The sequence below is a fragment of the Cellulosimicrobium sp. EB106-03-01-XG111 genome, assembly GCF_058792115.1.
Genome location: NZ_JBYTEQ010000017.1, coordinates 106373 through 124518, shown reverse-complemented (window position 1 = coordinate 124518; position 18146 = coordinate 106373). Strand labels below are relative to the sequence as shown.

Annotated in this window: 15 protein-coding genes; 3 read left to right on the top strand and 12 right to left on the bottom strand. The window is 74.5% G+C overall.

All coding sequences use genetic code 11. The features are described from left to right. Positions 1 to 105: 105 nt before the first annotated feature. The 8 genes from AC3WT4_RS14345 to AC3WT4_RS14310 form a co-directional block, all read right to left on the bottom strand. Positions 106 to 1122, bottom strand: a complete 1017-nt coding sequence (locus AC3WT4_RS14345) for a substrate-binding domain-containing protein (RefSeq protein WP_074809333.1) — start codon at positions 1120 to 1122, stop codon at positions 106 to 108. A 381-nt stretch (positions 1123 to 1503) separates the two neighbouring features. Next, the gene (gene araA, locus AC3WT4_RS14340; RefSeq protein ID WP_074808739.1) at positions 1504 to 3012 is read right to left on the bottom strand and encodes an L-arabinose isomerase; all 1509 of its coding nucleotides are present in this window, start codon (positions 3010 to 3012) and stop codon (positions 1504 to 1506) included. A 123-nt stretch (positions 3013 to 3135) separates the two neighbouring features. Further along, the gene (locus AC3WT4_RS14335; protein WP_492315744.1) at positions 3136 to 3894 is read right to left on the bottom strand and encodes an L-ribulose-5-phosphate 4-epimerase; all 759 of its coding nucleotides are present in this window, start codon (positions 3892 to 3894) and stop codon (positions 3136 to 3138) included. After that, positions 3891 to 5564, bottom strand: coding sequence for a xylulokinase (locus AC3WT4_RS14330; protein ID WP_492315743.1), 1674 nt, complete (start codon positions 5562 to 5564; stop codon positions 3891 to 3893). The genes AC3WT4_RS14335 and AC3WT4_RS14330 overlap by 4 nt, the downstream gene beginning before the upstream one ends. A 115-nt stretch (positions 5565 to 5679) precedes the next feature. Then, complete coding sequence (locus AC3WT4_RS14325; RefSeq protein ID WP_492315747.1) at positions 5680 to 6732, bottom strand: LacI family DNA-binding transcriptional regulator; 1053 nt, start codon at positions 6730 to 6732, stop codon at positions 5680 to 5682. A gap of 35 nt (positions 6733 to 6767) precedes the next feature. Then, a complete protein-coding gene (gene proC, locus AC3WT4_RS14320) occupies positions 6768 to 7643 on the bottom strand; it encodes a pyrroline-5-carboxylate reductase (protein ID WP_492315742.1) in 876 nt (291 codons plus the stop codon). Between the two features lie 79 nt (positions 7644 to 7722). After that, the gene (locus tag AC3WT4_RS14315) at positions 7723 to 8463 is read right to left on the bottom strand and encodes a hypothetical protein (RefSeq protein ID WP_146177673.1); all 741 of its coding nucleotides are present in this window, start codon (positions 8461 to 8463) and stop codon (positions 7723 to 7725) included. Positions 8464 to 8651: 188 nt separating this feature from the next. Then, complete coding sequence (locus tag AC3WT4_RS14310; RefSeq protein ID WP_108048294.1) at positions 8652 to 9188, bottom strand: potassium channel family protein; 537 nt, start codon at positions 9186 to 9188, stop codon at positions 8652 to 8654. An 85-nt stretch (positions 9189 to 9273) separates the two neighbouring features. Between AC3WT4_RS14310 and AC3WT4_RS14305 the strand changes: the two genes are divergently transcribed. Beyond that, positions 9274 to 10737: a DNA repair protein RadA gene (locus AC3WT4_RS14305; protein ID WP_034654931.1), complete on the top strand. Its 1464-nt coding sequence runs from the start codon at positions 9274 to 9276 to the stop codon at positions 10735 to 10737. A 51-nt stretch (positions 10738 to 10788) separates the two neighbouring features. On the opposite strand, the gene AC3WT4_RS14300 is transcribed toward AC3WT4_RS14305, so the two are convergent. Then, positions 10789 to 13248, bottom strand: a complete 2460-nt coding sequence (locus tag AC3WT4_RS14300) for a hypothetical protein (RefSeq protein ID WP_492315741.1) — start codon at positions 13246 to 13248, stop codon at positions 10789 to 10791. Positions 13249 to 13455: 207 nt separating this feature from the next. On the opposite strand from AC3WT4_RS14300, the gene disA reads away from it, so the two are divergent. Both disA and AC3WT4_RS14290 read left to right on the top strand, forming a co-directional pair. Continuing rightward, on the top strand, positions 13456 to 14541 hold the full coding sequence (gene disA, locus AC3WT4_RS14295; protein ID WP_108048290.1) for a DNA integrity scanning diadenylate cyclase DisA: 1086 nt from the start codon (positions 13456 to 13458) through the stop codon (positions 14539 to 14541). Between the two features lie 37 nt (positions 14542 to 14578). After that, the gene (locus AC3WT4_RS14290; protein WP_108048288.1) at positions 14579 to 15301 is read left to right on the top strand and encodes a class I SAM-dependent methyltransferase; all 723 of its coding nucleotides are present in this window, start codon (positions 14579 to 14581) and stop codon (positions 15299 to 15301) included. Between the two features lie 36 nt (positions 15302 to 15337). On the opposite strand, the gene AC3WT4_RS14285 is transcribed toward AC3WT4_RS14290, so the two are convergent. Genes AC3WT4_RS14285 through AC3WT4_RS14275 form a run of 3 tightly spaced genes read right to left on the bottom strand, consistent with a single transcriptional unit; the run spans position 15338 to position 18145 of the window. Next, complete coding sequence (locus tag AC3WT4_RS14285; RefSeq protein ID WP_108048286.1) at positions 15338 to 16102, bottom strand: iron ABC transporter ATP-binding protein; 765 nt, start codon at positions 16100 to 16102, stop codon at positions 15338 to 15340. Continuing rightward, positions 16099 to 17145, bottom strand: a complete 1047-nt coding sequence (locus tag AC3WT4_RS14280) for an iron chelate uptake ABC transporter family permease subunit (protein WP_286185812.1) — start codon at positions 17143 to 17145, stop codon at positions 16099 to 16101. Before AC3WT4_RS14280 ends, AC3WT4_RS14285 begins: the two co-directional genes overlap by 4 nt. Beyond that, positions 17138 to 18145, bottom strand: coding sequence for an ABC transporter permease (locus AC3WT4_RS14275; protein WP_492315740.1), 1008 nt, complete (start codon positions 18143 to 18145; stop codon positions 17138 to 17140). Before AC3WT4_RS14275 ends, AC3WT4_RS14280 begins: the two co-directional genes overlap by 8 nt. Position 18146: the final 1 nt, after the last annotated feature.

Genomic DNA, 18146 nt, shown 5'->3' with positions numbered 1-18146 from the left:
TTTGTGTTTGGGGGGGTTCTCCCCCCCCCCCCCCCCCCCCCCCGGGGCGGTGCGGAGCGGGTGCCCGGGTCGTCCCGGGCGGTCCGCTCGGCGCGCTCGGTGCGCTCAGTACTCGCGCGTCGGGAGCGCCTCGATCGCCTGCTCCTGCGTGAAGGACTCGTCCTTGACGACGATGCGCTTCTCGACCTCCTCGCCCGCGACGACCTTCTTGATGATGTCGGCCAGGTCCGGGCCGAGCAGCGGGTTGCACTCGACGATGAAGTTGATCTTGCCGTCGGCGAGCGCCTGCATGCCGTCCTTGACCGCGTCGACGGTGACGATCTTGATGTCCTCGCCCGGGACGAGACCGGCGGCCTCGATGGCCTCGATGGCGCCGAGGCCCATGTCGTCGTTGTGCGCGTAGACGAGGTCGATGTCGTCGTGCGCCTGGAGGAAGCCCTCCATGACCGTCTTGCCCTCGGCACGCGTGAAGTTGCCGGTCTGCGAGTCGATGATCGTCACGTTGGGGTTGTCCGCCGTGGCGTTCTCGAAGCCGGTCTTGCGGTCGATCGCGGGCGCGGCGCCCGTGGTGCCCTGGAGCTCGACCACGTTGATGGGCTCGGTCGCGAGGTTCTCGGAGACCCAGTCACCGGCCATCTCGCCCTCGAGGACGAAGTCGGAGCCGATGAACGACTCGTAGAGGGTGTCGTCCTCGGAGTCGACCGCGCGGTCGGTGAGGATCACGGGGATGCCGGCCTGCTTGGCCTCCTCGAGCACGGCGTCCCAGCCGGACTCGACGACCGGGGAGAACGCGATGACGTCGACGCCCTGCGCGATGTAGGAGCGGATCGCCTGGATCTGGTTCTCCTGCTTCTGCTGCGCGTCGGAGAACTTGAGGTCGAAGCCGTTCTCGGCCGTGAGCGTGTCCTGGATGGACTTGGTGTTCGCCGCGCGCCAGCCGGACTCGGCGCCGACCTGCGAGAAGCCGACGGAGATCGTGTCGCCGCCGCCGCCGTCGCCGCCCGCGTCGTTGCTGCTGCCGTCCGTGCTGCCGCCCCCGCTGCTGCACGCCGCGAGCGCGAGGACCGCCACGCCGGCGAGGACACCCGTCAGACGCGTGCGCGCCTTGGTCGTGCTGAACATGCTCTCCTCCTTGAGATGCGACCCCGGCGCCGTGCCGAGGACCGTCGGGTCGTGCCAGCCCCTCATCGGACTGTTGACTCTTGTTGATACATGTTTGCTTGTGTCAATGTCTAGCGGTGTCAGGGCCCCTCCCGCAAGCCCCCACCCGGCGTTCCACATCACCGTTCGGTAACCGTTTCGGTCACCGCTCGGCACTGCGACGTGCCCGTGGTGCGGAGCGAGGCGAAGGGCGAGACCCTGGGCCCGCGGATGTGATCGCTCACACCCTCCCGAGAGACGATGTTAGCGCTCACACGGCTCCAGGGGAAGCCGCCGCCCCGTCACGGTTCGGTCACGGCCGTCGGCCGGGACGGGACCGCGCGCGGGCGGCTCCCCCGAGCCTCAGAGGCCCTGCGCGAGGCGGTAGTAGACCTGGTTCCACCGCACCTGGTCGCGGAAGCCCCGACGCGTCGTGCCCTCGTCGATGACCAGGAGCTCCGTGCGCGCGATGTCCGCGAAGACCTCGAACGCGTCGATCCCCGCAGCCGTGGAGAGCACCGTGTGGTGCGCGCCGCCCGCCGTCAGCCAGGCCTCCGCGGACGTCGCGAAGTCCGGCCGCGGCTCCCACACCGCGCGCGCCACGGGCAGGTGCGGCAGCGGCGCGCTCGGCGGGACGACGTCCACGACGTTCGCCGTGAGCCGGAAGCGGTCGCGCATGTCCGCGAGGGACACGACGACGCCGACGCCCGGGTCGGCGTCGAACACCATGCGGACCGGGTCCTCCTTGCCGCCGATGCCGAGCGGGTGGATCTCGACCCGGGGCTTCGACGTCGTGAGCGACGGGCAGATCTCGAGCATGTGCGCGCCGAGGATCTTCTCGCTCCCGGGCGTGAGGTCGTAGGTGTAGTCCTCCATGAGCGACGCGCCGCCGGGCAGCCCTGCGCCCATGACCTTCGCGGCGCGCACGAGCACGGCCGTCTTCCAGTCGCCCTCGGCCCCGAACCCGTAGCCCTTGGCCATGAGGCGCTGCACGGCGATGCCGGGGAGCTGGCGCAGGTCGCCGAGGTCCTCGAAGTTCGTCGTGAACGCCTTGGCGCCCACGGACTCGAGGAACGTCTCGAGCGCGATCTCCTGCCGGGCCGCGTACCGCAGCGAGGCGTGCCGGTCGCCGTCCTTGCGCAGCTCGGGGACCACGTCGTAGAGGTCCTCGTACTCCGCGACGAGCGCGTCGACGTCGGCCTCGGAGACCTCCTCGACCGCGCGCACGAGGTCGTTCACGCCCCACGTGTTCACGCTCACACCGAACCGGAGCTCGGCCTCGGTCTTGTCGCCCTCGGTCACCGCGACGTTGCGCATGTTGTCGCCGAAGCGCGCGAGGCGCAGCTCGTGCGTCGCCGCCCACCCGGCGGCGCCGCGCACCCACGAGCCGACGCGCGCCGTCACGGCCGGGTTCGAGACGTGCCCGACGACCGTCGTGCGCGCCACCCCGAGCCGCGTCGCGACGTACGCGTACTCGCGGTCGCCGTGCGCGGCCTGGTTGAGGTTCATGAAGTCGAAGTCGATCGTGTCCCACGGCAGCTCGACGTTCGCCTGCGTGTGCAGGTGCAGGAGCGGCTTGCGGAGCTGGTCGAGACCGCCGATCCACATCTTCGCGGGGCTGAACGTGTGCATCCACGTCACGACGCCGAGCACGCGGTCGTCGGCGTTGGCGTCGAGCATCGCGCGGCGGATCGCGCCGGCGTCCTTGAGGACGGGCTTCCAGACGACGGTCGCCGGGACGTCCGGCGACGCGTCGAGGGCGCGCGCGACCTCCTGCGACTGCTCGGCGACCTGCCGCAGCGTCTCCTCTCCGTACAGGTCCTGGCTGCCGGTGAGGAACCAGATCTCGCGGTCCGCGTAGGGCTTGCTCATGTCGGTCCATCTCTCGTGTCGTGGGCGAGGGCCGCACCGCTGCGGTCCTGTCCCGATGGTCGTGCTGCGTGTCGTGCCGGTGCGCCGCCGGGCCCGGAGGACCGGGTCGGGGCGGCCCGCCGGTCAGCGCGCGGGCTGCTGCCCGTAGACGTGCTGGTAGCGCGCGTAGAGCGCGTCGACGTCGTCCTGCGCGATGCGCGTGGGCTCGCCGAGCTGGCGGCTGACGTGCACGGTGCGGGCGACCTCCTCGCACATGACGGCCGCCTTGACCGCCGCGCGCGCGTCCGTGCCGATGGTGAACGGCCCGTGGTTGCGCATGAGGACCGCCGGGCTGCGGGACTCGCGCAGCGTCTCGACGATGCCCCGCCCGATCGAGTCGTCCCCGATGAGCGCGAACGGCCCCACGGGGATGTCGCCGCCGAACTCGTCGGCCATCATCGTCAGGACGCACGGCACCGGCTCGCCGCGCGCGGCCCAGGCCGTCGCGTAGGTCGAGTGCGTGTGCACCACCCCGCCCACCTCGGGCAGGTGGCGGTACACGTACGCGTGCGCCGCCGTGTCCGACGACGGCGACCGGTCGCCCTCGACGAGGGTCCCGTCGAGGTCGCACACGACCATCGCGCCGGGGGTGATGTCGTCGTACGCGACGCCCGACGGCTTGATGACGAGCAGGTCGCCCGCGCCGTCGGGACGCGTGGTGTCCCGGACGCGCTCGGACACGTTGCCCGCCGTCCACACCACGAGCTCCCAGCGGGGCAGCTCGGCGTGCAGCGCGGCGACGCGCTCCTTGGCGGCGTCGACGGCGCCGCGCAGGTGCGCGGGCACCGCCGGGACGGCGGGGCGCGCGGCCGTCACGTCCGCGGACGGGGTGGGCGTGCTCATGCGAGGTCCTCTCCATCGGTACGGGTGGGCAGCGCTGTCACCGCGGCGCGTTCCACGGCGAGGCCGGCCGCGTACCGCTCGAGGTACGCGGCGAAGCCGGCGACGTCCGCGGGGTCGGGCTCGACCGTCACCGTCTCGGCCGTCGCGAAGACGTGCTCGCGCAGGTACGCGCCGAGGTCGAGGGCGGCGGCACCGTCCGTCGGGCCGGACGCGGCGCCCGACGACGCCCGGTCGCGCGCGTAGCCCGCGAGGACCGCGATGCCCCACGCACCGCCCTCGCCCGCCGTGCGCCCGACGCTCACCGGCGCGCCGATCGCGGCGGCGAGCAGCCGTTGCGCGACGCCCGCGGTGCGGAACATCCCGCCGTGGGCGAGCATCCCGTCGATCCGGACGCCCTCGCCCGCGAGCACGCGCATCCCGAGCGCGAGGGTCCCGAACGCGCCGTACACCTGCGTCCGCGCGAAGTTGGCGAGCGTCAGGCGGCTGCCGGGCGTGCGGACGACGAGGGGACGCCCCTCGTCGAGCCCGGTGATCGGCTCCCCGGCCAGGTAGTTGTACGCGAGCAGCCCGCCGCCGTCGGCCTCGCCGTCGAGCGCGGCGCGGAACAGCGCGCCGAAGACGTCGTCCGGGGTCGCGGTGCCGCCGACGGCCGCGGCGAGCTCGCCGAGCAGGCCGGCCCACGCCTCGAGCTCGCTCGCGCCGTTGTTGCAGTGGACCATCGCGACGAGGTCGCCCGCGGGTGTCGTGACGAGGTCCAGCTCGTGGTGCACGGCGGCGAGCGGGCCCTCGAGCACGACCATCGCGAAGATGCTCGTGCCCGCGCTGACGTTGCCCGTGCGCGGCGCGACGGCGTTCGTCGCGACCATGCCCGTGCCCGCGTCGCCCTCGGGCGGGCACAGCAGGACGCCGGGCTCCAGCGACCCCGTGGGGTCGAGCCAGGCCGCGCCCTCGGCGGTCAGGCGCCCGGCGTCCTCGCCCGCGACGAGGACGTCCGGCAGCAGCTCGGCGAGCTTCGGCCCGGCCCGGTGCGTCGCGGCGCGCTCGTCGACAAGCGCGAGGAGCGCGTGGTCGTAGTCGCGCGTCGCCGGGTCGACCGGGAACATGCCGGACGCGTCGCCGACGCCGAGCACGTGACGGCCCGTGAGGCGCCGGTGCACGTACCCGGCGAGCGTCGTGAGCGACGCGACGCGCGCCGCGTGGGGCTCGGCGTCGAGGATCGCCTGGTACCAGTGCGCGACCGACCAGCGCAGCGGGACGTTGTACCCGAGCAGCCCGGTGAGCTCGGCCGCGGCCGGCCCGGTCGACGTGTTGCGCCAGGTGCGGAACGGGACGAGCAGCTCGCCGTCGGCGTCGAACGCGAGGTAGCCGTGCATCATCGCGGAGACGCCGAGCGCCCCGTACGTCGTGGGACGCACGCCGTACCGCTCCTCGACGTCGGCCACGAGGCGCGCGTAGCACTCGCGCAGCCCGGTCTCGACGGCGTCGAGCGGGTACGTCCACGTGCCGTCCTCGAACCGGTTCTCCCACGCGTGGCTCCCGCTCGCGAGCGGCGTGCCGTCGCCGTCCACGAGGCACGCCTTGATCCGCGTCGACCCGAGCTCGATCCCGAGCGCGGTGTCCCCCGCCACGACGGCCGCCCGTCGGCGCCCGACCTCGTCCTGCTGCACCATTGCTGCTTCTCCTCGTCGCGGCGTCGCGCCTCGGTCGTTGAGTGTCCCTCGAATGTTAGCGCTCACAACCGGCGAGGCCAACTCCCCTCCGCGCGCCCGCCGGTGGGGCACGCGGTCAGTCGCGCGGCCTGCCCGTGCTCTCGCGCACCATGAGCTCGGGCGGGATCGAGACGGGGCGGACCGTGGCGCCCGCCAGCGCGTCGATCATCATCCCCATGCACCGGCGCCCCAAGGATCCGAACGGCTGGCGCACCGTCGTCAGCGGCGGGATGAAGTGGCCCGCCCCCGCGACGTCGTCGAACCCGACCACCGAGACGTCCGCCGGCACCCGCACGCCCTGCTCCCAGAACGCCCGCAGCAGGCCGAGCGCGAGCTGGTCGTTGCCCGCGAACACCGCCGTCGGGCCGTCGCCCGCGCGGACCGCGGCCGCGAGCTCGCGCCCGACGGCGTACCCGCGGTCCGACGACCAGTCGCCCCGCACGGGCTCCGGCACCGGGGCGCCGTGCTCCTCGAGCGCGGCGCGCCAGCCCGTCTCGCGCTCGCGCGCGTCGAACCAGTCGAGCGGGCCCGACAGGTGGAGCGCCGTGCGGTGGCCGAGCCCGAGCAGGTGCTCCGTCGCGACCCGGGCACCGAGCCGCTGGTCCACGGCGATGGAGAGGATCGCCCCGGGCGCGCCGAGCGCCCCGGTCCCGGGGCGCACGACGTCGGTCGCCTCGCCGTCCGCGGGCAGGTCGCGCGCGGCGATCATGATCACGGGGACGGGCGCACGGAACGAGTCCACCGCCGCCGCGACGTCCGTCTGCGGCGCGATGACGACGATGCCCTCGACGCCCTGGTCCATGAAGTGCTCGAGCACGCGGTGCATCGTGTCGGCGTCGTAGCGCCGGATCGTCGCGACGCTCACGAAGTAGCCCTGCTCGCGCGCGGCCTCCTCGACCGCGATGAGGGTCGACGTCGGCCCGTACAGCGCGGAGCCGGTGGTGACCACGCCGATCGTGCCTGAGCGCATCGTCACGAGCGCGCGCGCCGCGCTGTTGCGGCGGTAGCCGAGCGTCGCGATCGCGTCGAGGACGCGGTCGCGGGTCTCGGGCCGCACGCTCGGGTGGTCGTTGAGCACGCGGGACACGGTCTGGTGCGAGACGCCCGCGAGCCGCGCGACGTCCGACATCGCGGGCGGGCGCGTGCGGGGCGACGGGCCGTCGCTCACGACCCGGCCCCCTCGGTCCCCGCGCGCGGCGCCGGGGCGTCCGCGAGCACCGCCGCGAGCTCGGCCGAGCGGTCGCGCGCTGCCTCGAGCGCGTCGAGGAACGCCGCGCGCACCCCGCCCGCGTCGAGACGGCGCAGGGCGGCGACCGTCGTGCCGCCCGGCGACGAGACGCGCTCGCGCGCGATCGCCGGGTGCTCGCCCGTCTCGCGCAGCATCGTGGCCGCGCCGTGCACGGTCGCGGTCGCGAGCTCGAGCGCCGTCGCGCGCGTGAGGCCGAGCAGCACCCCCGCCTCGGCGAGCGCGTCGATGACGTAGAAGACGTAGGCGGGCCCGGAGCCGGAGAGCGCGCCGACGGCGTCCTGGTCCTTCTCCGCGACGCGCACGACGAGGCCCGTCGCGGCGAGCAGCCGCTCGACGAGCGCGACGTCGTCGTCGTCCGCGGCGCTGCCGCCGCTCACGGCGCTCACCCCGGCGCCCACGACGGACGGCGTGTTCGGCATGACCCGCACGACGGCGGTGCCCGCGGGCAGCCGCTCCTCGTAGAAGGCGGTCGGGAGGCCGACGACGACGCTCACGACGACCGCCCCCTCGCCCACCGCGTCCCGGACCTCGGCGAGCAGCGCGGCCACGTCCTTCGGCTTCACGGCGACGACGACGACCCCGGCGCCGCGCACGGCCTCGACGTTGTCGCGCGTCGTCCGGACGCCGTGTCGCGCGGCGAGCTCGTCGGCGCGCTCGGGCCGGCGGACCGTCGCGACGACGTCCTCGGGACGCCACCCCGACGCGAGCGCACCCGCGAGGACGGTCTCGCCCATGACGCCCGTGCCGAGGACGGCGAGCCGGGGCGCGGAGGGGGCGGGCAGGTCGGTCATGGGCGATCAGCTCCCGGGAGTCGGTGAAGGGCATTCTTGCGCACCCGGAGGGTGCGGGCCGCCGCGGGGGCGCCGGGGCTCAGAGCGGGAAGGCGGCGTAGACGTCGGCCACGACGTCGGCGGGCCCCGTCGCCTGGAGGACGGCCGTGTCGTTGCGCCACGTGACGGTGGCCCGGCCGTCGCCCGCGTCGGTCACGGCGTACCGGCCTGCGACCTCCCCGGCGACCTCGACGTCGCCCTCGTCCGTGGGGGTGCCCGCCGCGGCGACGAGGTCGTCCGCCGCGGCCTCCGCCTCCGCGGACGTCGGCCACTGGCCGGCGACGACGGTGACCCGCGTCGCGTCGTCGCCCTCGCCGTCCGCGTACTCGAGCTGGTACGCCTCGAGGGCGCGCGCCGCGGTCCACGCGTCCGTCGCCGAGTCGCTGCGGAGCACGAGGTCGAGCACGGAGTCCGGGAGCGCCTGCGCGAACGCGGTCGTGCCGGTGCGCGCGACGGGCTCGAGCGTCGGCGTCGGCGGGTCGGCGGTGACGGTGACCGTCGGCTCGGGGTCCGCCGCGGCGTCCGGGCGGGCGAACCCCGGCCACACCCAGGCGAGGAGCGCCAGCACGAGGCCCACGACGACCAGGAGGCCGACCAGCACGACGAGCCGTCGGCGCCGGTACACCGCCGCCGACGGGGGGCGGGAGTGCCGCCGGTCCCGCGCGCCCGTCGCGTCGGCGGGACGACGCGGACCCGTCGGACCCGGGCCGCCGGACGACGTCCCGGGGCGCGCCGGGGTGCCCGACCGTCCTGCCGAGCCTCCGCCGGTCGACTGGCTCATCGCGCGCACCTCCCGTGCTGTGGCTCCCCGTGAGCCGTCGATCCTCCGGGGCGTGGGCCCCGCGGCCCAGCGTAGGACGCGCGCGCGCCCCGCCCCCCGCGGTGACGCGGGGTGTCGTGCGGCGGGAACCGGTTCACCCGGTCGTCGTGGCTCCGGGGGACCGCGCCGAGGGCCGCGTGCGGAAGACGTCAGTCAGCGCGCTTCTCGCCGTGCACCGCGTGCTCGCGGTGCTCCGCCCGGGCGCGCGCCCGCGACGTGGCGATCGACACCAGGACGCCGACGACGACGAGGTCCAGCACGATCTGGACCATCGCCACCATCTTCGCGGCCTCGCCCGTGGGGTGGACGTCGCCGTACCCGACCGTCCCGAGCGTCACGACGGCGAAGTAGAGCGCGTCGGTCCGGTTCTCGATCCCCACGAACTGGTCCGCGAGGAGGTAGTAGACGAGGGCGAAGAAGGTCACGACCGGCAGCAGCAGCCCCATGACGGACTGGACCCGCACGCTCGGCGTCTCCCACGCGCGGAGCTGGCGGCGCACCTGGACCACGAGGAGCCCGCACAGCAGCGCCAGCCCGACGCCGAAGGAGACGAGCTGGACCACCTCGGGCGCGTCGTCGTCGGGCAGGGGCACGCCGTAGTAGACCGTCAGGCACGCGGCCGTCGAGGTCACCGTGAGGATCGGCGTCCACCACGGGCTGTCGTGCGGGAGGCCGCGCTTGCGCATGGGCCCAGCATCCCGCGCCGGCGCCCGCTCGTCGCGGCGTGCCGGCGGCGTGCCGGTGTCAGGGGTGCTGGCTAGGTTGGGGCGCGTGACGTCGTCGACCACCGCGGCCCGCTCCGCGGCCGCCAAGCGAGCCCGCCCCGCCTACCGCTGCAGCGAGTGCGGGTGGACCACCGCGAAGTGGGTGGGCCGGTGCGGCGAGTGCCAGGAGTGGGGCACGGTGACGGAGGACGCCCCGGCCGCCTCGGGCCCCCGCACCACGGCCGTGTCGCCCACGCGCTCCCCCGCGCGCCCCATCGGCGAGATCAGCGTCGAGGCCGCGCGCGCCACGCCCACCGGCGTGTCCGAGTTCGACCGCGTGCTCGGCGGCGGCATCGTCCCGGGTGCCGTCGTGCTCCTCGCCGGGGAGCCGGGCGTCGGGAAGTCGACGCTCCTGCTCGCCGTGGCCAGCAACGTCGCCGCGGGCGGCTCCGACCTGCCGACGGTCCGGCCCGCCGGAGAGCGCGCGCCCGCGGAGGCGGCGCGCCCCGCCCCGGTCCCGCGACGCGTCCTCTACGTCACGGGCGAGGAGTCGGCCGGGCAGGTGCGGCTGCGCGCCGAGCGCGTCGGCGCCCTCGCGCCCGGGCTGCTGCTCGCGGCCGAGACGGACCTCGCGACCGTCCTCGGGCACATCGAGGCCACGGAGCCCGACCTGCTGGTCGTCGACTCGGTGCAGACCATCGCGTCCGCGCAGGTCGAGGGCGCGCCCGGTGGCGTGAGCCAGGTGCGCGAGGTCGCGGCGTCGCTCATCGCCGCGGCGAAGGCCCGCGACCTGCCCGTGATCCTCGTCGGGCACGTCACGAAGGACGGCTCGGTCGCCGGCCCGCGCACGCTCGAGCACCTCGTCGACGTCGTGTGCCAGTTCGAGGGCGACCGCCACTCGCGCCTGCGCCTCGTCCGCGCGGTGAAGAACCGCTACGGGCCCACCGACGAGGTCGGCTGCTTCGACCTCACCGAGAACGGGATCGTGGGGCTCGCCGACCCGAGCGGCCTCTTCCTCTCCCACACCGGTGCGGGCGTGCCCGGCACGTGCGTCACCGTGACGCTCGAGGGCCGCCGCCCGCTCGCGCTCGAGATCCAGTCGCTCGTCGTGCCGAGCTCGCTGACGAACCCGCGCCGCACCACGAGCGGCGTCGACTCGAGCCGCCTCGCGATGATCCTCGCCGTCATGCACCGCCACGCGGGCGTGCGGCTCGTCGACCAGGACGTCTACGCGTCGACCGTGGGCGGCGCGAAGGTGACCGAGCCGGCCGCGGACCTCTCGATCGCGCTCGCCGTCCTGTCCGCGCGGGAGGACGAGGCCCTCCCGCAGGGCACCGTCGCGTTCGGCGAGGTCGGCCTCGCCGGAGACATCCGCCCGGTCGCCGGCCTCGACCGCAGGCTGGCCGAGGCCGCGCGCCTCGGCTTCACGCGCGCCGTCGTGCCGCGGGGGTCGTTCCCGCGCCCCGTCGAGGGCATGACCATCCACCCGGCACGGCACCTCGGCGAGGCGGTCGAGCTCGCGCGGAGCTGAGCGCCCGGGCCGCGACCGGGCAGCCCCCGACCGCCACCCGGGTCGCGGTCGTCAGCCCTCGGCGCCGGCCGAGCGACGACGCCGCACCAGCAGGACCGTCCCCGTGCCGACGGCCACCGCCAGGCCGGCCAGCACCGTGAGCAGCGCGACGCTCGCGCCGGTCGTCGCGAGCGGGCCGCCGCCACCGGGGCCGGGCGCGGCCGTGGCTCCCGGCTCGGAGGGCTCGGGCGCCGGCGTCGTGGGCGCGGGGTCGTCGTCGTTGGTCACGGTGCACGTCACGGCGTCGTCGGGCCCGATATCGACGACGTCGTCCTCGACGGCGAGCGCCGCGCCCTCCCCGTCGACGCACTCCCACCCGAGCGCGGTGTAGCCGACGGGCCCGTCCTCGGCCAGCGCGTACGCCCCCTCCTCGACGGGCACCGCCGTGACGTCGTCGCTCCCCGACGCCCCGGTGACGACGAGGTCGCCGGTCTCGGGCGACCCGGACGCGGTGAGCGTCCAGTCCGCGGGCGCGGAGGTGCCGCCGTCGTCGTTGACGACCTCCTTGACCAGCGTGAGCATCGGCGGGCACACGACCTCGTTCGTCACGCCGACCTCCCGCGTCGGCGACCCCGCCGTCGTCGTGAAGGGCAGCGCCTCGTCGACGACCTCCCCGTCGACGGACGTCACGCGCGCACCGGTGAGGACGCAGCCCGCGGGGAGGGTCGTCGTCTCGTCCACGACGACCTCTTGCGCGCCCGCGTACCCTCCCCGCTCGGTGCCCCACGGCTGGGCGCTCGGCCCGGCTCCGTCGGGCCCGGTGAGCGTGAGCGCGGCCTCCAGGCCGTCCGGCTGCTCGCCCTCGGCGTAGACCTCGCCGCGCACGACCCACGTCTTGTCGACGACGACCGCGGACTGCGGCCGGTTGCGGATCGTGCAGCTCACGAACCCCGACGGCGGGAGGTCGACCGTGAAGCCGGTGGCCCCGGAGCTCTCGACCGCGACCGGCGCGTCCTGCGCGAGCTTGTCGACGCACACGGCGTTCGCGCCGGCGGCGGTGACGAGGTCGTAGCCGTCCTGCTGCGTCTCCGCGACGGTGAGCGACGCGGGCTGCGGCTCCGCCCCGTAGTCGACGTCGAACACGACGCTGCCGGTCCCGTCGTCGGGCGTCGTCTGCGTCGGCGGCGTGACCGTGACCCCGGCCGTCGCCGTGCCGGCCGAGATCCCCCACCCCGGTCCTGCGGGCACCGCGCCCGTGACGTCCTCGCCGAGGTTCTCCGCGGGGACGAGCTCCTTCGTCACGGTCAGCCGCGACGCGCAGCCCGAGAGGAGCACGTCCCGGAGCGCGGACCCCGCGGACTCGAAGTCGGCGAGGTCGAAGTAGTCGGCCGACTGCGGGTCGCCGCCCTCGTAGAACGTCTCACCGGAGAGCGCCCGCAGGTTCAGGCGCGTCACGTCGTCGATGCCGCTCCCGACCCCGAGCGCGAGGAGCCGGGACCCCCGTGCCTTGACGGCGTCGGCGGAGTAGATCCCGTTCTCGACGTCCCGGAAGTGCGTGGTACCACCGCTGCCGAGCAGCGGGTCGGCGCTGAACCGCGTCGGGTTGCCGTCGGTGAGCAGGACGACGACCTGGTAGTCCGGCGCGGCCTGCGCGACGGACCACAGGGCCTGGTCCCAGTTGGTCCCGGACCCCGTCGCCCACCCCGCGTACTGGGCCTTGAACGCGTCCGCGCCCGGCTGCGTCGACACGGGGACGAGCGCCGGGAAGTTCGCGCCGTTCGTCGCGGGCGACGTCCCGTCGAACGAGAAGACCGCCATGCGCGACGGGGTCCCGACGAGCGCGTCGGCGATCGAGTCGGTCGCGGCCTTGAGGTTCGTCACCTGGCTCCCGAGGGACGCCGAGAGGTCGAGGACGAGCGCGACGTCGACCCCGCACTGCGCGGCGAGGGCGGGGTTCGTGCGGGACTGCTGCCACACGCCCTCCGAGTCGGTCTCGGGTCGGCCGCTGCCCGCGCTCCCGAACATGAACGTCGGCGTCGCGGCGAGCGAGCTGACCGTCTGTCCCGCCGCGAGCGGCGGCGTGAGGAACTCGTACGGCCGCGCGACGGATCCCGACCCGCTCCCCGCCCCCGTCCGCAGGGTCGGGTTGGTGTACCAGCCGTCGGGTGCCGACACCTGCCGGACGACGAACCGGGCCCCCGCGTTGGCGCCGCCCTCCCCCGTGTCGGGCACGACGAAGGAGCAGTCACCGTCGGCGTCCGCCGTGCACAGGCCCCAGCCCGGGTCCACGGGCTCGGTCGCGGACGCGTCCGCGTACAGCCCGAGGACGACGCCCGGCAGCGGCGCGACCTCCCGGGTCGCGACCCGGTCGCCACCGACCCGCACCGTCACGACCGCCTCGCCCTCGCCGGGGACGGGGACGTCCGCGGTCGCGGGCGTCCCCGTCGCGAGCGCCGTCAGGGCGACGAGGACGAACGCGGCGGCTGCCGCGGCGGACCTGCGGACGCGCTCGGACGACCGACGACGTGGCATGGGCTTCTCCCGGGGACCGCTCGTGGACTGCTCGACCTCCACACTGTGACGGAGGCCACGACGTTCGGCCACCTCAGGCGGCCGCGGTCCGCGGGCGTCGCCGCCCGGGGCCTCGTCGCACGCACCGAGACCGGATCGTGACCGCTTTGTGGCGTGTCCCGGGGGTTTCCCGAGGGTGGCGATGGGCTCGCAGCGTAGGATTCGACCGTGGCCAACTCCCCCGCGCACCCCGACGAGCTGCTCCGGGAGACCCTCGCCGCCGTGGCACCGGGCACCGAGCTCCGTGACGGTCTCGAGCGCATCCTGCGCGGCCGGACCGGCGCGCTCATCGTGCTGGGCCTGGACAAGGTCGTCGAGGAGATGTGCTCGGGCGGCTTCCAGCTCGACGTCGGGTTCTCCGCGACGCGGCTGCGCGAGCTGTCGAAGATGGACGGCGCCGTCGTGCTCGACCGCGACGCCAACCGCATCCTGCGCGCCGCCGTCCAGCTCCTGCCGGACCCGACGATCGAGACGACCGAGTCCGGGACGCGGCACCGCACGGCCGAGCGCGTGGCGAAGCAGAGCGGCTTCCCCGTCATCTCGGTGAGCCAGTCGATGCGGATCGTCGCGCTGTACGTCGGCGGGCAGCGCCACGTCCTGGAGGACTCCGACACCATCCTGTCGCGCGCCAACCAGGCGCTCGCGACGCTCGAGCGCTACCGCGCGCGCCTCGACGAGGTGTCCGGCACGCTGTCCGCGCTCGAGATCGAGGACCTGGTCACGGTGCGCGACGTCTGCGCGGTGGTGCAGCGCCTCGAGATGGTCGCCCGCATCTCCGAGGAGATCGCCGGGTACGTCATCGAGCTCGGCACCGACGGCCGCCTCCTCGCCCTCCAGCTCGACGAGCTCATCGGGGGCATCGGCTCGGACCGCGAGTTCGTCATCCGCGACTACGTCGACCTGGGCCGCAAGGACCGCTCGCTCGCGGACGTGCAGAAGGCCCTCGGCGGCCTCGACTCCACGCAGCTGCTCGACCTCGGCCAGATCGGCCGCGTGCTCGACCTGCCGGGCGGCGGCGACGCGCTCGACGCCGCGGTCGCCCCGCACGGGTACCGCCTCCTGTCGAAGGTGCCGCGCCTGCCCGCGACGATCATCGACCGGCTCGTGGCGCACTTCGGCGGCCTGCAGAAGCTCCTCGCGGCGAGCATCGACGACCTCATGACGGTCGACGGCGTCGGCGAGCAGCGGGCCCGCGCCGTGCGCGAGGGCCTGTCCCGGCTCGCGGAGTCGAGCATCCTCGAGCGCTACGTCTGACGCTCCGACCGTCCGCACGACGCACACGGAGGGGACCGTGGACCACGTCGACGAGTGGTCGGCACTGGCCGACGCCTGGGCGCGCTGGTGGGCGCCCGCCGCCGAGCCCGCGCAGCGGGCGATCCTCGACGCCGCGGGCGTCGGGCCGGGCTCCCGCGTGCTCGACGTCGGGTGCGGCACGGGCGAGCTCGTCGCCCTGGCCGTCGCCCGCGGGGCCGACGCGGCCGGGTGCGACGCTGCCGCGGGGATGGTCGACGCCGCCCGGCGCCGCAGCCCGGACGCGGACCTGCGGGTCGCGCAGGCGGAGCGCCTCCCCTGGCCCGACGACTCCTTCGACCTCGTGACGCTCGTCAACGCGCTCGCCTTCACCGACGTCGCGAGGACGCTCAGCGAGTGCCGCCGCGTCGGCGAGCTGGTCGCCGTCGCGACGTGGGCCGAGGACGCGCTGAACGACCTCACCGTCCTCGAGCGTGCGGTCGCGGGCGAGGACCACGAGGCGAGCGACGAGAGCCGCGAGGAGGGGCACCTCGGCGCGCTCCTCGCCGAGCACGGCTTCACCCCGGTCGCGGAAGGGGTCGCGGACGCGCCGATGGTGCTCGCCGACGCGGACGAGGTCGTCGCCGCGATCATGTTCGGCGAGTCGGACGAGCTGCGCGCCGAGCTCCGCCCCGACGTGCTCCGCGCCGCGCGGCCCTTCCGTCGTCCCGACGGCTCCTACCTGCTGCGCAACGCGTTCCGCTGGGCCCTGGCCCGCCGCTGACGTCCGCCGCGCTCGCCACGACCCTGGGCGCAGCGCTCACCCCGGTCGGTAGTAGACCGCGAGCGGGTGGCCCGGACCGTCGACGACCGTCACCGGCGTCGCGAACACCTCCGTGAGGATCTCGCTCGTCATGATCTCCTCGGGGCTGCCGACGTGGCGGATCGTCCCGTCGGTCATCGCGACGATCCGGTCCGCGTAGGCCGCCGCGAAGTTGACGTCGTGGACCACGAGGACGACGGTCTTGCCGAGCTCGTCCGCGGCCCGGCGCAGACGCGCCATCATCGACACGGCGTGCTGCATGTCGAGGTTGTTGAGCGGCTCGTCGAGGAGCACGTACTCCGTCTCCTGGGCCAGCACCATCGCGACGTAGGCGCGCTGACGCTGGCCGCCCGAGAGCTCGTCGAGGAACCGGTCCTGGAGGCCGACGAGGTCGAGGAAGCCGAGCGCCGTGTCCACCGCGACCTCGTCGTCCCGGGTGATGCGGCCCTGCGTGTGCGGGAACCGGCCGAGGCGCACCAGCTGGCGGACGGTGAGCCGTGCGACGAAGTGGTTCTCCTGGCGCAGGATCGCGAGCCGCCGGGCGAGCGCCCGCGGGTGGGCCGTCACCACGTCGAGACCGCCGACGGTGACCCGCCCGGCGTCGGCCGACAGCAGCCGGCCGACGATCGTGAGCATCGTGGACTTCCCGGCACCGTTCGGGCCGACCAGCGCCGTGACCCCGCCGGTCGGGATCTCGAGGTCGACCGGCCCGAGGGCGTGGACGTCGCCGTAGGTCTTGGTGACGTCGTCGAGGGTGATCACCGCAGGCCCTTCCTGAGGAGGTAGACGAGGAACACGAGCCCGCCACCGAGCTCGATGATGACGGACACGAGCCCCGCCGCGTAGAAGACGTGCCGCAGCACGAAGTAGGCGAGCAGGAGGGTCGCGCACGCGACGGCGACGACCATGGGCAGCGTGCGGGAGTGCCGGCTCGTGCCGACGACCTGGTAGGTGAGCATCGCGACGACGAACCCGAAGAACGTCATCGGTCCGACGAGGGAGGTCGACACCGAGACGAGCACCGCGACGAGGAACAGCGCCAGCATGACCTCACGCTGGTGGCGCACGCCGAGGCTCGTGGCGGTCTCCCGGCCGAGCGAGACGACGTCGAGCACGTGACGGCGGCGCCAGAGCACCGCGCCGACCACGACGCAGACGAGCGCGCCCCAGGGGAGGTAGGACGCGTCCGAGGCGCTGATGTTGCCGAACAGCCGCGCCGAGAGGATGTCGAACTCGCTGGGGGTGAGGAGACGCTGCATGAACGTGGAGAGCGCCCCGAACCCCATGCCGAGGACGACCCCGACGAGGAGCAGCAGGTGGAGGTTCGCCCGGGTCCCGGTGAAGAGCCAGCCGTAGAGGAGCGACGCGAAACCGACCATGAGGAGGCTCTGGAGCGCGATCTTGGGCAGGCCGTCCGTCGCGGCGAGGCTTCCCGCGCCGAAGAAGAACACCAGACCGGTCTGGACGACCCGGTACAGCGCGTCGAACCCGAGGATCGACGGGGTGAGGATCCGGTTGTTCGTCACCGCGTGGAAGACGACGGTCGCCACGCCCTGGCAGAACGCGACCACGAGGATCGTCCCCACCGACGCGAGGCGGCTGCCGACGATGACCCAGAACCCCGACGAGCCGGGCGCGGCCGGGTTGCCGTAGGCGAGGATCCCCGCCGCGGCGGCGAGCGCGACGGCGACGACGACGCCGAGCCGGAACCCGTACGAACGGACGACCGTGCGCCACGGCCGCTCCACCCGTGCGGGGGCGGTCCCGGGCCGGACACGTCGCGACGCGGTCGTCAGCTCAACCACGGCGCTGCACCCGCAGGACCAGGGCCACGAACGCCGCCGCACCGACGACCCCGAGGATCATCGCGACGGGGATCTCGAAGGGCATCCGGACCACGCGACCGACGATGTCGCAGGCCGTGACGAGCCCGACGCCTCCCAGGCACACCCAGGGCAGGTTCGAGCGCAGGTCGTCCCCGCGCAGCATCGAGACGACGTTGGGCACGATCAGCCCGAGGAACGGGAGGAACCCGACGACGACGGTCGTGACGCCGGAGGCGACCGAGACGAGCGCCGTCCCCAGGAGGACGACCCGCTCGTAGCCCAGACCGAGGTTCGTCGCGACGTCGCGGCCGAGGCCGGCGACCGTGAGCCGGTCGGACAGGACGAAGATCGCCGCGCACACCGCAGCGACGATCCACAGCACCTCGTACTGCCCCCGGACGACGCTCGTGAAGCTGCCCATGAACCACGTCCCGAGCAGCTGGAGGTAGTTCGTCGAGATCGCCAGGAGCGTCGTCACCGCGCTGACCACCGCGCCGAGCATGATGCCGACGACGGGCACGACGAGCGTGCTCCGCACCTGCACGCGACGCAGGATCGCCATGAAGACCATGGTCCCGGCGAACGCGGCGACGCTCGCGAGCACCATGCGGGTCGCGAGGCCGGCGGTCGGCAGGAGGATGACGGAGAGGAGCAGGCCGAGCGCGGCCCACTCGCTCGTCCCGCTCGTGGTCGGCTCGACGAACCGGTTCTGCGTGAGCTGCTGGAGCACCAGGCCGCTCACGGCCATCGCGCTGCCGGCCAGCACGAGGGCGAGCGTCCGCGGGAGCCTCGTGACGAGGAACATCTCGCCGCCGCCCTCGGCGCCCAGGTCGTACACCCCGACGAAGAGGGACGTCACGACGAGGGCCAGCGTCACGAGGACGGCGACGAGCAGGCCGGGCGACGCCCGCCGCCCCGGCCGCGGTGAGCCGGGGGCGACGGGCGGCCTGGCCCGCGTCGCGGAGGCGTTGCGGTTCACG

Excerpts from the sequence above, each read along its gene's own strand:
- AC3WT4_RS14345 (WP_074809333.1), bottom strand. The coding sequence starts at position 1,122 with ATGTTCAGCACGACCAAGGCGCGCACGCGTCTGACGGGTGTCCTCGCC.
- araA (WP_074808739.1), bottom strand. The coding sequence starts at position 3,012 with ATGAGCAAGCCCTACGCGGACCGCGAGATCTGGTTCCTCACCGGCAGC.
- AC3WT4_RS14335 (WP_492315744.1), bottom strand. The coding sequence starts at position 3,894 with ATGAGCACGCCCACCCCGTCCGCGGACGTGACGGCCGCGCGCCCCGCC.
- AC3WT4_RS14330 (WP_492315743.1), bottom strand. The coding sequence starts at position 5,564 with ATGGTGCAGCAGGACGAGGTCGGGCGCCGACGGGCGGCCGTCGTGGCG.
- AC3WT4_RS14325 (WP_492315747.1), bottom strand. The coding sequence starts at position 6,732 with ATGTCGGACGTCGCGCGGCTCGCGGGCGTCTCGCACCAGACCGTGTCC.
- proC (WP_492315742.1), bottom strand. The coding sequence starts at position 7,643 with ATGACCGACCTGCCCGCCCCCTCCGCGCCCCGGCTCGCCGTCCTCGGC.
- AC3WT4_RS14315 (WP_146177673.1), bottom strand. The coding sequence starts at position 8,463 with ATGAGCCAGTCGACCGGCGGAGGCTCGGCAGGACGGTCGGGCACCCCG.
- AC3WT4_RS14310 (WP_108048294.1), bottom strand. The coding sequence starts at position 9,188 with ATGCGCAAGCGCGGCCTCCCGCACGACAGCCCGTGGTGGACGCCGATC.
- AC3WT4_RS14300 (WP_492315741.1), bottom strand. The coding sequence starts at position 13,248 with ATGCCACGTCGTCGGTCGTCCGAGCGCGTCCGCAGGTCCGCCGCGGCA.